The organism is Novosphingobium sp. KN65.2 (genome assembly GCF_001368935.1).
Taxonomy (GTDB): Bacteria; Pseudomonadota; Alphaproteobacteria; order Sphingomonadales; family Sphingomonadaceae; genus Novosphingobium; species Novosphingobium mathurense.
The window spans coordinates 12181-27195 of sequence record NZ_CCBH010000161.1 but is presented as its reverse complement, the minus strand read 5'-3'; the positions used below and the strand labels follow the sequence as shown (position 1 = coordinate 27195).

Here is a 15015-nt window from a genome sequence, read left to right as displayed (position 1 = left end):
ACGTCCATGCCAAGATTTCACTCTCGAAATGGAGGCCGCGATTCTCGTGAAGTGCGACAAAGTCTGGGTAAATGCGCGTCTGGCGACGATGGCCGGGCCCGGCCTCGGCGTGGTCGAAGACGGCGTCGTGGCGGCGCGCGGCGGCCAGATCGCCTATGCGGGACCGCGCACGCAGGCCCCGGACTTCACGGCCGAGGAGACGGTCGACTGCGCGGGCCGCTGGATCACCCCCGGCCTGATCGATTGCCACACCCACCTCGTCTACGCCGGTAACCGTGCACAGGAATTCGAACTGCGCCTCGCCGGGGCGAGTTACGAAGAGATCGCGCGGGCCGGTGGCGGAATCGTCTCGACCGTGGCGGCAACCCGCGCAGCGAGTGAGGACGAACTGGTTGCAAGTGCCCTGCCCCGGCTCGACGCGCTGATCGCCGAGGGCGTCACCAGCATCGAAATCAAGTCGGGCTACGGTCTCTCGCTCGATGCCGAACGGCGGATGCTGCGCGCTGCCCGGCGGCTTGCCGACGAACGTGCCGTGGACGTGACCACGACGTTCCTTGGCGCCCATGCCGTGCCTGCAGAGTTCGCCGGGAATGCCGATGGCTACATCGATACCGTAGTCCACGACATGATCCCCGCTCTCGCCGCCGAAGGGCTGGCCGATGCCGTCGATGCCTTTTGCGAAGGGATCGGCTTCACGCGCGAGCAGACCCACCGAGTCTTCGAAACGGCAAGCCAGGCCGGTCTGCCGGTCAAGCTCCATGCCGAGCAGCTTTCCAACCAGCACGGCGCTGCCCTCGCCGCAGAATTCTGCGCCCTGTCCGCCGACCATCTCGAATGGCTCGACGATGCCGGCATCGCCGCCATGGCCCACGCCGGCACCGTCGCGACCCTGCTGCCCGGCGCCTTCTACTTCACCCGAGAAACCCGTGTCCCGCCGATTGACGCCCTGCGCGCCGCGGGCGTGCCCATCGCCCTCGCCACCGACAGCAACCCGGGCACTTCGCCAATGACCTCGCTCCTGCTGGCAATGAACATGGGCGCGACGCTGTTTCGGCTGACCGTCGAGGAATGCCTGCTCGGCGTCACCCACCATGCGGCCCTCGCGCTCGGGCTTGGTGACCGGATCGGCACGCTGGAGGAAGGCAAGGCCTGCGACCTTGCGATCTGGGACATCGAGACCCCGGCCGAGCTTGTCTATCGCATCGGCTTCAATCCCCTTCACGCCCGCATCCGGAGAGGCCAGTGAGTACCGTTACCCTGAAGCCCGGCAGCGTCCCGCTTGCCGATTGGCGCGCCATCTACCGCGGCGCGCAGGTCCGCCTCGATGCCAGTGCGGAGGGTGCCATCGCCCGCGGCGCTGATGCCGTTGCCCGTATCGTCGCGCGCGGGGAACCGGTCTATGGCATCAATACCGGCTTCGGAAAGCTTGCCAGCATCCGCATCGAGGATGCCGATCTTGCCAAGCTGCAACGCAACATCGTGCTGAGCCATGCCGCCGGTACGGGTGAGCCGACGCCTGTCGATGTCGTCCGGCTGATGCTCGCCCTCAAGCTGGCCAGCCTGACACAGGGCGCTTCGGGCATTTCGGCGCGCACGGCAGCACTGCTCGAGGCCATGCTCGAACGCGGCATCACGCCGGTCGTGCCCTGCCAGGGTTCGGTCGGCGCTAGCGGAGACCTGGCGCCGCTCGCGCACATGGCAGCAACAATGCTGGGTGTCGGCGATGTCTTCGTAAGCGGTGAACGCATGGCGGCCACGAAGGCGCTGGCCGGTGCCGGGCTGGAACCGGCAGAGTTGGGCCCAAAGGAGGGTCTTGCCCTGCTCAACGGTACGCAGTTCTCCTGCGCATGGGCACTGGCGGGGCTGTTCGAGGCCGAACGGCTGCTGCAATCCGCGTTGGTTGCCGGCGTACTTTCCACAGAGGCAGCCAAGGGCTCGGACGCGCCTTTCGATCATCGCATCCACAGGCTGCGTGGCCATGCCGGACAAATCGCCACCGCCGATGTCCTGCGCCACCTCATGGCAGGCTCGGCCATTCGCGCTTCGCATGTCGAGAACGACATTCGCGTGCAGGATCCCTATTGCCTGCGCTGCCAGCCGCAGGTCATGGGCGCCGCGCTCGACGTGCTGCGGCAGGCAGCCGGGACCCTTGCCATCGAGGCCAATGGCGTCTCCGACAATCCGCTGATCTTTCCGGAGACCGACGAGGCGCTTTCGGGCGGCAATTTCCATGCCGAGCCGGTCGCCTTCGCCGCCGACATGATCGCGCTAGCGATCTGCGAGATCGGCTCGCTCTCCGAACGGCGTACCGCCATGCTGGTCGACCCCGCGCTCTCCGGTCTGCCTGCGTTCCTGACGCCCGAACCCGGGCTCAATTCCGGCTTCATGATCCCGCAAGTCACCGCCGCTGCGCTTGTTTCCGAAAACAAGCAGCGCGCCTATCCGGCCAGCGTCGATTCCATCCCCACTTCCGCCAACCAGGAAGACCACGTCTCGATGGCCGCCCACGGCAGCCGCCGCCTCGTGGCCATGGCCCGCAATGCCACTGCAGTCGTCGGCATCGAATTGCTGGCCGCCGCGCAAGGTTGCGATTTCCATGCGCCGCTCACGTCAAGCGAAGCCCTCGAAGCGGTACGAAAGACCGTTCGCGCGACGATCCCCGCGCTTGGGCCGGATCGCCATTTCCATCCCGACATGGAAGCGGCCAACGCCCTTATCCGTTCGGGCCAAATCGTTGCGGCGGCGGGCATCGAGCTGCCGGGCGTAGCATGAGCGGCTGGCTCGACATCCGGCGCGGCGACGCACCGCTGATCGTCTGCTTTCCCCATGGCGGCACCACGATTCCCGAAACCATCGAGGCGGGACTGACCTCGCCCTGGCTGGCCCGCAAGGATGCCGACTGGCACATCGCCGAGCTCTACGCCTTCGTGCGAGACATGGGCGCAACGACGATCCGCACTGCCGTTTCACGCACCGTGATCGACTGCAACCGCGATCCTTCCGGTTTCTCGCTCTATCCCGGCCAGACGACGACCGGCCTGTGCCCGACCGAAACGTTCGACGGCGAGCCGCTTTACGCCGGGGACTGGCCCACCGATGACGAGATCGCGCGTCGCCGGGCCCACTGGTTCGATCCCTATCACGCGGCGCTGCGCGACGAGATCTATCGCCTGCGCACTCGCCACGATGACATTGTCCTCTACGACACGCACTCCATCCGCAGCCGCGTGCCACGCCTGTTCGAAGGCGAACTGCCCCAATTCAACGTGGGCACCAATGGCGGGGCAACCTGCTCTCCGGCACTGCGCGAGGCCGTTGCCTCGATCTGCGCCGCAAGCGGGCACAGCCATGTCGTCGACGGGCGCTTCCGCGGTGGCTGGACCACCCGACACTACGGCGCGCCCGACATCGGCATCCACGCAATCCAGATGGAGCTGGCGATGCGCGGCTATCTGGCCGAGCCCGAAACGCCCTCGCCCGAAAACTGGCCCGCCCCGCTCGACGCGCGGCCGGCCGTGCTGCCCGTGCTCCACCAGATCATCGAAGCCTGCCTCGACTTCGCGAAAGGAAGACCATGACCCGCCTCGACAATTCGCGCCGGATCGTCCCTGCCACCGGAACCGAACGCACTGCGCGAAGCTGGCTCACCGAAGCCCCCTTGCGCATGCTCATGAACAACCTGCACCCGGACGTCGCCGAGCGTCCGGAGGAACTGGTCGTCTACGGCGGCATAGGCCGCGCCGCGCGCGACTGGGAAAGCTTCGACTGCATCGTCGAGACGCTGCGCCGCCTCAAGGACGACGAGACCCTGATGATCCAGTCCGGCAAGCCCGTTGGCGTATTCCGCACCCATGCCGATGCGCCGCGCGTGCTGCTTGCCAATTCGAACCTGGTGCCGAAGTGGGCGACCTGGGAGCACTTCAACGAACTCGATCGCAAGGGCCTCGCCATGTACGGCCAAATGACGGCCGGCTCGTGGATCTACATTGGCAGCCAGGGCATTGTTCAGGGCACTTACGAGACGTTCGTCGAAATGGGACGCCAGCACTATGGCGGCGACCTCACCGGGCGCTGGCTGCTCACCGCCGGTCTTGGCGGCATGGGCGGCGCGCAACCGCTCGCCGCGGTCATGGCGGGCGCTTCGTGCCTTGCCATCGAATGCCAGGAAAGCCGCATCGATATGCGCCTGCGCACCGGCTATCTAGACTATCGCGCCGAGACCATCGAGGAAGCGATGGCGATCCTCGACAGGGCCCGCGCCGAAGGCAAGGCAGTTTCGGTGGGCCTGCTGGGCAATGCCGCACAAGTGCTGCCCGACCTTTTTGCGCGCGGCATCCGTCCCGACCTGCTCACGGACCAGACGTCCGCCCACGATCCGGTGAACGGCTACCTGCCACTGAGCTGGAGCGTCGCCGAATGGATCGGGCGCCGCGAGCGCGAACCAGAAGTAGTGGCCAAGGCTGCCAAGGCATCCATGGCAGTCCACGTGCGCGCGATGCTCGACTTCCATGAAGCGGGCGTGCCCACGGTCGATTACGGCAACAACATCCGCCAGATGGCCAAGGACGAAGGCGTCGACAACGCCTTTGCATTTCCGGGTTTCGTTCCCGCCTATATCCGCCCGCTGTTCTGCCGCGGCGTCGGCCCGTTCCGCTGGGCCGCGCTGTCGGGCGATCCTCAGGACATCTACAAGACCGATGCCAAGGTGAAGGAACTGCTGCCAAACGACGCCCACCTGCACCGCTGGCTCGACATGGCGCGCGAACGCATCCACTTCCAGGGCCTGCCTGCACGCATCTGCTGGGTCGGTCTGGGCGATCGCCACCGCCTCGGCCTCGCCTTCAACGAGATGGTAGCGAGCGGAGAACTGAAGGCCCCCGTGGCGATCGGGCGCGACCACCTCGATTCCGGTTCGGTCGCGAGCCCCAATCGCGAAACGGAAGCCATGCGCGACGGCTCGGACGCGGTGTCCGACTGGCCCCTGCTCAACGCCCTGCTCAATACCGCAAGCGGTGCGACCTGGGTCTCACTCCACCACGGCGGCGGTGTCGGCATGGGCTATTCGCAGCATGCCGGCATGGTGATCGTCGCCGACGGCACTGGGGCCGCGGCCCGGCGTCTCGAGCGGGTGCTGTGGAACGATCCGGCCAGCGGCGTGATGCGCCATGCCGATGCCGGATACGAGATTGCGCTGGAGTGCGCGCGCGAAAAAGGGCTCGACCTGCCCGGCATTCTCGGCTGACGATTGCCCCTCCCCCTCCTTCCCGGCTAAAGGCACCGCCATGGACAGGTCACCCATTCTCGTCGTCACTACCGGCGGCACCATTGACAAGCAGTATTTCGACGCTCTGAGCGAGTACCAGATCACCGAGAGCGTGATCGAGAAGCTGCTGAAAATCTCGCGCGTCACGCATCCGTTCCGGATCGTCGAACTGATGCGCAAGGACAGCCTCGAGCTGACCGACGAGGATCGCGCGCTCATCGCCGCAACGATCGCCAATGCGCCGGAGAAGCGCGTGGTCGTCACCCACGGCACCGACACGATGGCGCAAACCGCCCAGTCGCTGGGCCACCTGACCGACAAGACGGTCGTGCTTGCCGGCGCACTGGCTCCGGCGCGGTTCTCGGAAAGCGATGCCGCGTTCAACCTCGGCATGGCCTTCGCCTGCTGCCAGGCAGCCAAGCCGGGTGTGTGGATCACGATGAACGGTTCTGTCTTCGATGGCCTGAAGGTCCGCAAGGACCGTGAGGCAGGCACTTTCGTAGAAATCTGACCGACGTGTAAGGTCCAATACGGCACCGAAACGGACCCATCTTCTCCCTGAATACGCAAAGATCCGGAGCGACCCGTTCGCGCCTCTCCAATAGGTAGGCCCTTAGCCTGCAGATAGGAGGCGCGGGCTGTGTCCGCTCACGGCTTCGCCTTCCCCCCCGCTGTCGGCAACGGCAGATACGTCGCCCCGCACCCTGACGTGCCCCGGTCGACAAGGTGAAGGGAGCGTCGATGACTCTCGTGACACAGCTCGATACGGGCTTCGAAACTGCGCTGGCCCATGCCCCGATCGGAGCCATGTGCATCGACGATACCGGTGTTGTCTCCTGGGCCAATGCCGCCCTTGCCGCGATCCTGGGAGAGAGCGATCCTGCCTCGTTGCACCATCGGCTGATCTACGCCGGGATGGCCGACGATGACGCGGACATGCTGCGCCAGATGCTGGACATGTCGGTCGAAGCGCGCCCCGGCAGGACATGGCAGTCCGCGCTGTTCGGTATCGACGGCAACAGCCATCCGGTCGACCTGACGCTTGGCGACAGTCCCGGGAACACTGGCCGGCACACTATCGTCTATGTCCAAAGCCTCATGCGGCAGGTCGTCGCGGAACGGCGCTTCAACCAGATTTTCGACAACCTGCCGCTCGGCCTTCTGATCGTCGACAACCGGCAGCGCATCGTCCAGGCCAACCGGACGCTGGCAAGCGAGTTCGGCTACAGCCCGGAAAGCCTCGTCGGCCAACCGCTCGATCTGCTGGTGCCGGACCGCTATCGCCATGGGCACGCCAGCCACGTCGAGGGCTACATCGCCGCACCCAGCTCGCGCATGATGGGATCCGGCCGCGATCTTACCGGACTGCACAGCTCCGGTGAAGAGCTGCCGGTCGAAATCGCCCTCACCCGGCTCGAGCATCCCGGTCGGCCCCTGACCATGGCGATCGTCAGCAACATATCGCAGCGCAAGAACGCCGAGAGCGCTCTGCAGCAGACCAATGCCCAGCTTGAGGAATTCACATATGTCGCCAGCCACGACCTGCGCTCTCCCCTGCGCGGGATCGGTGATCTGGTGAGCTGGATCCGCGAGGATCTGGGTGAAGACAGCCTCCCGCATGACGTGCGCCACAACTTCGATCGCATCGCCTCGCGCATTGCCCGCGCCGAGCAGATGATCGACGACCTGCTCGACTATGCGCGAGCCGGCACGCGCGACACGATGACCGAAGTGATCGATCCGCACGAGCTGGTCGCGGAGGCGCTCGCCCTGGCGATGGTGCCCGAGAGCTTCATTGTCGAGATGGACATCGCCGGCGGCCCCATCACGGCCCCGCGCGCGCCGCTGGCCACTTCCTTGCGCAACCTGATCGGCAATGCCGTGAAGCACCACGGCCAGCGCAGCGGACACCTGCGCATCGCCTTGCGCGAGGAAGGCCGCTTCGCCGTCTTCACCGTCGAGGACGACGGTCGCGGCATAGCCGAGGGCAATGAGGAGCGCATCTTCAAGCTGTTTCACCGCGCCTCCCCCGGCACGGACGGCGACGGCGTCGGACTCGCCTTCACCCGGCGCATGATCAACGCGCATGGCGGCATGATCACCGTCGTGCGCGGCAAGGGCAGGTTGGGCGGGGCCTGCTTCGAAGTGCACTGGCCGCGCATCCTGTTGCGGGAGACGGACAATGGTTGAAACCGGCGAATGCACCGTACTGGCGGACTGCACGGTCCTCATCGTCGATGACGATGACGTTGCCATCGAAGGCGTGCTGCGCAGCTTTCGCAAGCATGACGTCCCCTGCCGGACGCTGACGGCCGGAGACGGGAAGGAAGCGCTGGCCGTCCTTTCGGGCGATCACCCGGACAAGAAACTGACAACGCCCGTGATCGTCCTGCTCGACCTCAACATGCCGCGCATGGACGGCTTCCAGTTCCTCGAAGCCGTACGCGCGGACCCACAGCTGCGGCGCACGGTGATCTTCGTGCTCAGCACTTCCTCGCGCGATCAGGACCGTTGCCGCGCCTACAACGAACAGGTGGCCGGATACATGGTCAAGTCCGAGGTCGGGCCGCAGTTCGCCCGCCTTGCCGAGTTCATGACCAAGTACACCCTGACCCAGGAACTCCCGTGAAGACAGGCTTTCAAGGATCCCCCCACGATGAAAGGCTTTCCCAAGACCGGTAACGAGCTGTCCGCCCTGATCGTCGATGACGACGACGTCGATCGCGAGCGACTGATCCGCATGCTCAGGCGCTGCCCGCGCGACATATCGATTGTCGAAGCCGCATCGCATGCCGAAGCAATGACGCTGATCCGCATGCCGGCCAGCCACTTCGACATCGTCTTCCTCGATTTCGGCCTGCAGGACGGCGACGGACGCGATCTCATTCCCGCAATCCGCGACGAGATCGATCCCGATTGCCCGATTGTCGCCGTGACCGGCAACAGCAACGAACAGATCGCGGTGGATTCGATCAAGTCGGGCATGACCGAATTCCTCGCCAAGCGTCAGCTCTCGCAGGAGCAGGTCCTTGCCTCGATCGAGGAAGGGATGGCCTGGCGCAAGTACCGGCAGGAACTGCGCCGGGCAGAGGAGGAACTGACCCACCGCAGCCTGCACGATCCGCTGACGGACCTGCCCAACCGCACGCTGTTCTTCGACCGCCTCGGCCAGTGCTGCGCCCGGGCCCGACGCCACGGCGATGCCTTTGCCGTGCTCATGCTCGATCTCGACCGGTTCAAGGAGATCAACGACAGCCTTGGCCATGCCGCCGGCGACCTGACCCTGACCGTTATCGCCCAGCGCCTGCGCAGTCACTTGCGCGAGGTGGACACCGTGGCACGGCTTGGAGGTGACGAATTCGCCGTCATCCTGCAGGCCATCGATTCCACCGAACTGGCCCTGAAGATGGGCCAGAAGCTCACCGACCTGATCGAACAGCCGGTCGCCTGCGGCAATCGCATGCTCAACGTGGGCGGGTCGATCGGCATCGCCCTGTGCCCCGAGATGGGCACTGAACCGCAAACCCTTCTCTCGGCGGCCGACGATGCGATGTACCTCGCCAAGCGCGGCATCGACAAGGTCGTGATAGCCACCGACAGCCGGGCCCGTCCCGGCCCCTCGCTCGACCGCAAGGGCATGCTGGAGGAACTGGAAAGCGCCATGTCGCGCGACGCGGTCGACTGGCACTGGCAGCCCAAGATCGACTTGCGATCGGGCCGCGTCCTGGGCTTCGAAGTACTGGTGCGCTGGCGCCATCCAACCGGAGCGCCGGTGCCAGCCGACCAGCTGATCCACACCGTCGAGCAATCGCCCCTGCTCGAATCCTTCACCAACCATTGCCTCAACAAGGTGCTGCGCCAGTTCGCGCAGATACAGGACCGGATCGACGAAGCGTCCATCGCAGTCAACATATCGGCACGGATGCTCGAGAGGGCGAAATTCATCGATAGCCTGCCCGAGCTGATTGCCCGCCATGGAGTCGAACCACGGCGCGTAACCCTGGAGCTGACCGAGACCGCCCTGATCGCCAATCCCGCCCAAGCCCAACGCGTCATCGAAAGGTTGCGCAAAAACGGCATCGGCCTGTCCATCGACGATTTCGGTTCGGGCTTCACTTCCTTCGGCTACTTGCGCGAATTCGCCATCAGCGAGATCAAGATAGACCGTTCTTTCATCTCGCGCTTTACGGAAAGCCGGTTCGACCAGTCACTGGTCAACAGCCTTGTCGTGCTGTGCGAGAACCTGGGCATCTCGCTGGTGGCCGAAGGTGTAGAGACCCCCGAGACGCAGCAGTTGCTCACCACCCTGGGCTGCAACGCCGGGCAGGGTTACGGGATCTGCCGCCCCATGCCCTACGAGGATGTCCTGCCCTGGATGGCACAGCGCGGCGACGCAACACCGCAACATCGGCTGCGCGCTTGAACCAAGCCTGTCAGACCCGTCTCTGCAAGGTGACGCAGCCGCGCGAAGCAATCGCGTGGGATGGGCACCCCACAAGATTACCGTGCGGCCTTCAACCGCGCGCGATGCCTAGGTGGCAATCGCCCCGATCAGAACGTCAGCCTTGCGCCTTGTGCCACCGTTTCCACGCGCCCTGCCACCCAGACCGAGCCGTCCGTTTCCTGCGAGCAGTGGACATGACCGTCCGCACCGATCCTCTGCCCCTGTCCGGCAACGTATCTGCCGCTCGCCATGCCTTGCCCGAACAGGTACTGCGCCACTGCGGCATTGAGACTTCCCGTCACCGGGTCCTCCACCATCGCCCCGGTCGGATCGGCGAAGAAGGCGCGCACCTCGAATTGCTTGTCATGCCCCGGCCCCCAAGCGCCAAGCAGGCCGACATCGGTAGGCATCGGCGCACGCGGCACCGGGTCTGCGGCCACGACCTGTTCGGCTGACTTGAGATGCAGGAGCTTCCAGCCCGGTCCGTTGTCGGCATGGACGGCTGCAATAACCTGGTCTTCGTCCACACCGGTGAGGCGGATCGTTTCGGCCCGATCCTCATCCGACAACGGGCCGGAGCGCAAGAGGTCGGGTGCACGAAATGCCAGTCGGTCGGCATCCTGCCGGACCTCGACAAGACCTATACCGCATTCCTGGATGATACGGCCCGCTTGTTTGGGCACACCCCCCGAAGTGAGCCAGGCATGTGCCGTCCCCAGTGTCGGATGCCCGGCGAAAGGCAGCTCACCTGCCGGGTAGAAGATGCGCACGCGGTAATCGGCGGCAGTGTCGGTCGGCGGCAGAATGAAAGTCGTTTCCGAATAACCCAGCCATCGCGTCAGCTTCAGCATCGACTCAGCGTCCAGATCCTCACCCCCGCGCACGACGGCGAGCGGATTGCCGCTCAGCGGTCCGGAACCGAAGACGTCGACGAGATCAATTTGCACCTAACGCACCTTTCATCATTGCAGTTCACTTCATCGCAGGATTACATCGGTCTGTCTCCAGTCCCGGCCATCCAACGAATTGTTCATCCAGCGTTGGGTTCAGGTGAACCAAAAAGCAATTCAAAGGTTCAAGACAGGCACTTGCAGGAGGACGCAATGTTCAAGAGATCCATTCTGGCTATCACGGCCGCCGCCCTGGCGATCCCGGCCGTACCGGCCGCCGCCGATCCGCCGCCATGGGCTCCCGCCCATGGCTATCGCGAAAAGGAACGCCACCACCGCATCTACGATTCGCGCGGTCGCTATTACGAACCGCGCCGGATCTCCCGACACGACCGCGTTTGGCGCGGGCGCGATGGCCGCTATTACTGCCGCCGCGACAATGGCACGACCGGCCTGATCATCGGTGCCGGCGTCGGCGCCCTTGCCGGGCATGAACTGGCTGGCAACGGCGACAAGACGCTCGGCGCGATCCTCGGCGGCGTTGCCGGTGGTCTGCTCGGCCGGACGATCGATCGCGGCGATCTCAAGTGCCGCTGATCTGAGCGACACTATCGGGCACAAACATGGGGCGTCCCGTCAAGTTCGACGGGGCGCCCTCTTTCATTTCTCCATCCACCTCAGATGCGAAAATTGCGAAAGACTGGAATTCCAGCGCTTTCCCCCGTCTGCCGCATATGCTCCAATAGGGCCGATGACACGGCACGATATGACCTACACAACATGACCATGCGACCGGCCATGATGGTGACAGGCGGCGCGAAGCGGATCGGCGCGGCCATTGCCCATGCCTTCGGAGCCGCTGGCTGGCACGTGGTGATCCACTACGGCCAGTCGACCGCTCAAGCCGAGGCGCTGGAAGCACAGCTGTCCTCGGCCGAAATCGTCAGTTGCGACCTGAGCGACGGACAGGCGGCTGTCGCCATGGTGGAAAGGCTTGCCGCGCGGCTGAAGGACTGGCGGGTCCTGATCAACTGCGCTGGCGTCTTCGACCTCGATACGGCCGAAGCCCTCGACGAGCACACTTTCGACAAGACGATGCAGATTAACGCCGGCACACCTGCCCTGCTAGCCCAGGCCTTTCTGCGCCATGCACAAGCCCGTGGCGGGCGGCGGCTGATCCATGTCACGGACCAGAAACTGCTCAATCCAAATCCGGATTTCTTCTCCTATACGATGAGCAAACACGCGCTGGCGGCGACCATTCCCATGCTTTCGATGGCCCGGACCCGCGCCGAGGATCGCATCTACGGCATTGCTCCCGGGGCGATCCTGGCCAGCCATGACCAGACGGAAGCCGAAACCGAAGTTTCGCATCGCATGAACCTACTGGGCCGTAAAACATCGCCTCAGGACATCGCCGATACCGCCCTGTTCCTCGCCGACGGATGGGTAGCCAGTGGGCAAACGGTGTACGTCGATTCCGGCCAGCATCTGCTCGCCCAAGAACGGGACGTCCTGTTCCTCGCCCGGCAATAAGCTCTGCATCCGTATATGCCTCTTGTCAGGCGCAGTCTTACAGCTACGCTGCCCGAATTAGACAAGAAACGGAAATAGCGGGAGAGGACCGCGCGGTTCGATCTTGCGATTATTTCAGGAACCAGTTTCCCTGTGGCAGGTTCGACCACCGTAGGGATATGAAATATCGGGCGGGATCAAAACCATAATGTCGAAAATGTTGCTTGAGCGCTTTCTCGGCAAGGCGGTCCGCAAGGGCACACTGGACATCACCTATTCGGACGGCTCCCGGACGCGCAATGGCACGCCAGAGCCCGGTTATCCCGATGTCGCCGTGCGCTTCACCGATCCCACCGCCGAGCGCAAGATCATCCTCGACCCGCGACTGGGCGCTGCCGAAGCTTTCATGGACGGCCAGCTGTTGGTTGAGCGCGGCGACATCATGGAACTGGTCCAGCTCCTGCGCGCCAATCGCCCGTGGGATCGCGGCGGCAGTTTCGGCGAAGGATCGAGACTCAAGAAGATCGGAACGCGCGCGCTCACCGTAATCGACGGCATCAACAAGGCCGCCCGCGCCAAGGCCAACGTCGCCCACCACTACGACATCGGCAACGACCTCTACACGCTGTTCCTCGATCGGGACCACATGCAATACAGCTGCGCCTACTGGCCGAATGCGGACGGAAGCGGCAGCATGACGCTGGAACAGGCGCAGGAGGCCAAGCTCGCCCACATCGCCGCCAAGCTCGCCCTTGCTCCCGGCCAGCGGGTGCTGGACATTGGCTGCGGTTGGGGCGGCATGGCGATTTACCTGGCCAAGCATGCCGACGTGCATGTCCTTGGCATTACCTTGAGCGAGGAACAGCTTGCCCTCGCGCGCAAGCGGGCCGAAGCCGCAGGCGTGGCCGGTCGCACCCGCTTCGAACTCGTCGACTACCGCGATCTTGCCGCTCAAGGTGAAAAGTTCGACCGCATCGTCTCGGTCGGCATGTTCGAACACGTCGGGCAGGCGCAGTTCAATCGCTACTTCCGGGACTGCGCGAAGCTGCTCGTCGACGACGGCGTCATGCTGCTGCACACGATCGGGCGCATGGGCGGCCCGGGCTCCACCGACGCCTTCACCCGCAAGTACATCTTCCCGGGCGGTTACATCCCGGCGCTGAGCGAAACCGTCGCGGCCAGCGAACGCTATCGCCTGATCGCAGCCGACGTCGAGAACCTGCGCCTGCACTACGCACTGACCCTTCGCGAATGGTACAAGCGCTGCGTCGCCCACAAGGACGAGATCGTCGGCCTCTACGGAGAGCGCTTCCACCGCATGTGGATCTTCTACCTCGCCGGCGCGACTGCCGCGTTCGAGAGCGGGAGCATGTGCAACTACCAGATCCAGTACACCCGCAGCCGCCGCGCCCTGCCCCTCACCCGCGACTACATGGCCGCGCGCGAAAGGGACCTGCTTCGCGCCGAGTGATTGCGGGCGCTTTTTAACACTGGCATTGCGCCGGCCCGCCCCCGCTGTTAGGCGCGCGTCGCAATTCCAGCGTCGATTCCAGCGGAGCTCGCAAGCGTCATGTCCGATATCAAAAAGGTCGTCCTCGCCTATTCCGGTGGGCTTGATACCAGCGTCATCCTCAAGTGGCTGCAGGTCACCTACAACTGCGAGGTCGTGACGTTCACGGCCGACCTCGGCCAGGGCGAGGAGCTTGAACCCGCTCGCGCCAAGGCCAAGCTCATGGGCATTCCCGACGAGCACATCTACATCGACGACCTGCGCGAAGAGTTCGTGCGCGATTTCGTCTTCCCGATGTTCCGTGCCAATGCCCGCTACGAGGGCGACTACCTTCTCGGCACGTCGATTGCCCGTCCGCTGATTTCCAAGCGCCTCATCGAGATCGCCCACGAGACCGGCGCCGACGCCGTCGCCCACGGTGCGACCGGCAAGGGCAACGACCAGGTCCGCTTCGAGTTGTCGGCCTACGCGCTCGATCCGAACATCAAGGTCATCGCCCCGTGGCGCGAGTGGGAACTCACCTCGCGCACCGCGCTGATCGCCTGGGCCGAGGCGCACCAGATCCCGGTGCCCAAGGACAAGCGCGGCGAAAGCCCGTTCTCGACCGACGCCAACCTCCTGCACACCTCGTCGGAGGGCAAGGTGCTCGAGGATCCGTGGGAAGAGACCCCCGACTACGTCTACTCGCGCACCGTCAATCCCGAGGATGCGCCGGACCAGCCGGAATACATCACCATTGACTTCGAGAAGGGTGACGGCATCGCGCTCAACGGCGTGGCGATGAGCCCGGCCACCCTGCTCACCCAGCTCAACGAGCTGGGCCGCAAGCACGGCATCGGCCGCCTCGACCTCGTCGAGAACCGCTTCGTCGGCATGAAATCGCGCGGCATGTACGAGACCCCGGGCGGCACGATCTACGCCGCTGCCCACCGCGGGATCGAGCAGATCACGCTGGACCGCGGCGCCGCTCACCTCAAGGACGAGCTGATGCCGAAGTACGCGGAACTGCTGTACAACGGCTTCTGGTTCGCCCCGGAGCGCGAGATGCTGCAGGCCGCGATCGACCACAGCCAGCTGCGCGTCAACGGTACCGTCCGGCTCAAGCTCTACAAGGGCATGGCCTCGGTCGTCGGCCGCAAGTCGCCCGATTCGCTGTACTCCGAACGCCACGTCACGTTCGAGGACGATGCGGGCGCCTACGACCAGAAGGACGCCGCCGGATTCATCAAGCTCAACGCCCTGCGCCTGCGGTTGCTGGCCCAGCGCGACGCTTCCTGAATCCTCTCAAACGGTTAACACATTCCGGCGGCCCGTTGCCAAAGCGCGACGGGCCGCTTTTGCATGAGTCCCCTTTTCGCGCTGCGGCATGTAGGAGTCCCGTCACCTGAAACGG

The 15015-nt window shown here is 64.8% G+C and carries 13 protein-coding genes; 12 read left to right on the top strand and 1 reads right to left on the bottom strand.

Annotated elements, in window-relative coordinates:
- Positions 1-46 precede the first annotated feature (46 nt).
- The 8 genes from hutI to SPHV1_RS14265 all read left to right on the top strand — a co-directional run bounded on the left by hutI (position 47) and on the right by SPHV1_RS14265 (position 9686).
- A complete protein-coding gene (gene hutI / locus SPHV1_RS14300; RefSeq protein WP_197277729.1) occupies positions 47-1246 on the top strand; it encodes an imidazolonepropionase in 1200 nt (399 codons plus the stop codon).
- Complete coding sequence (gene hutH / locus SPHV1_RS14295) at positions 1243-2772, top strand: histidine ammonia-lyase (protein ID WP_054946712.1); 1530 nt, start codon at positions 1243-1245, stop codon at positions 2770-2772. Before hutI ends, hutH begins: the two co-directional genes overlap by 4 nt.
- Complete coding sequence (gene hutG / locus SPHV1_RS14290) at positions 2769-3578, top strand: N-formylglutamate deformylase (protein WP_054946711.1); 810 nt, start codon at positions 2769-2771, stop codon at positions 3576-3578. Before hutH ends, hutG begins: the two co-directional genes overlap by 4 nt.
- On the top strand, positions 3575-5242 hold the full coding sequence (gene hutU / locus SPHV1_RS14285; RefSeq protein ID WP_054946710.1) for a urocanate hydratase: 1668 nt from the start codon (positions 3575-3577) through the stop codon (positions 5240-5242). Before hutG ends, hutU begins: the two co-directional genes overlap by 4 nt.
- A 40-nt stretch (positions 5243-5282) precedes the next feature.
- Positions 5283-5774, top strand: a complete 492-nt coding sequence (locus SPHV1_RS14280) for an asparaginase domain-containing protein (RefSeq protein ID WP_054946709.1) — start codon at positions 5283-5285, stop codon at positions 5772-5774.
- A gap of 230 nt (positions 5775-6004) precedes the next feature.
- A complete protein-coding gene (locus SPHV1_RS14275) occupies positions 6005-7453 on the top strand; it encodes a PAS domain S-box protein (protein ID WP_156367355.1) in 1449 nt (482 codons plus the stop codon).
- Complete coding sequence (locus tag SPHV1_RS14270; RefSeq protein ID WP_054946708.1) at positions 7446-7892, top strand: response regulator; 447 nt, start codon at positions 7446-7448, stop codon at positions 7890-7892. Before SPHV1_RS14275 ends, SPHV1_RS14270 begins: the two co-directional genes overlap by 8 nt.
- 27 nt (positions 7893-7919) lie before the next feature.
- Positions 7920-9686 (top strand): bifunctional diguanylate cyclase/phosphodiesterase, encoded by a 1767-nt coding sequence (locus SPHV1_RS14265; protein ID WP_054946707.1) that lies wholly within the window; start codon positions 7920-7922, stop codon positions 9684-9686.
- 128 nt (positions 9687-9814) lie between these two features.
- Here SPHV1_RS14265 and SPHV1_RS14260 read toward each other — a convergent pair whose 3' ends face one another.
- Entirely contained in the window at positions 9815-10654 is an 840-nt protein-coding gene (locus SPHV1_RS14260) for a PhzF family phenazine biosynthesis protein (RefSeq protein ID WP_054946706.1), read from the bottom strand.
- A gap of 156 nt (positions 10655-10810) precedes the next feature.
- On the opposite strand from SPHV1_RS14260, the gene SPHV1_RS14255 reads away from it, so the two are divergent.
- The 4 genes from SPHV1_RS14255 (at position 10811) to SPHV1_RS14240 (ending at position 14900) form a co-directional block, all read left to right on the top strand.
- Positions 10811-11194 (top strand): glycine zipper 2TM domain-containing protein, encoded by a 384-nt coding sequence (locus tag SPHV1_RS14255; RefSeq protein ID WP_054946705.1) that lies wholly within the window; start codon positions 10811-10813, stop codon positions 11192-11194.
- A 183-nt stretch (positions 11195-11377) separates the two neighbouring features.
- Positions 11378-12133, top strand: coding sequence for an SDR family oxidoreductase (locus tag SPHV1_RS14250; protein WP_054946704.1), 756 nt, complete (start codon positions 11378-11380; stop codon positions 12131-12133).
- A gap of 187 nt (positions 12134-12320) precedes the next feature.
- Positions 12321-13583 carry a cyclopropane-fatty-acyl-phospholipid synthase family protein gene (locus tag SPHV1_RS14245; protein ID WP_054946703.1) on the top strand — a complete coding sequence of 421 codons (1263 nt, stop codon included), beginning with the start codon at positions 12321-12323 and terminating at the stop codon, positions 13581-13583.
- Positions 13584-13682: 99 nt separating this feature from the next.
- On the top strand, positions 13683-14900 hold the full coding sequence (locus tag SPHV1_RS14240; protein ID WP_054946702.1) for an argininosuccinate synthase: 1218 nt from the start codon (positions 13683-13685) through the stop codon (positions 14898-14900).
- The last annotated feature ends 115 nt before the right edge of the window (positions 14901-15015 follow it).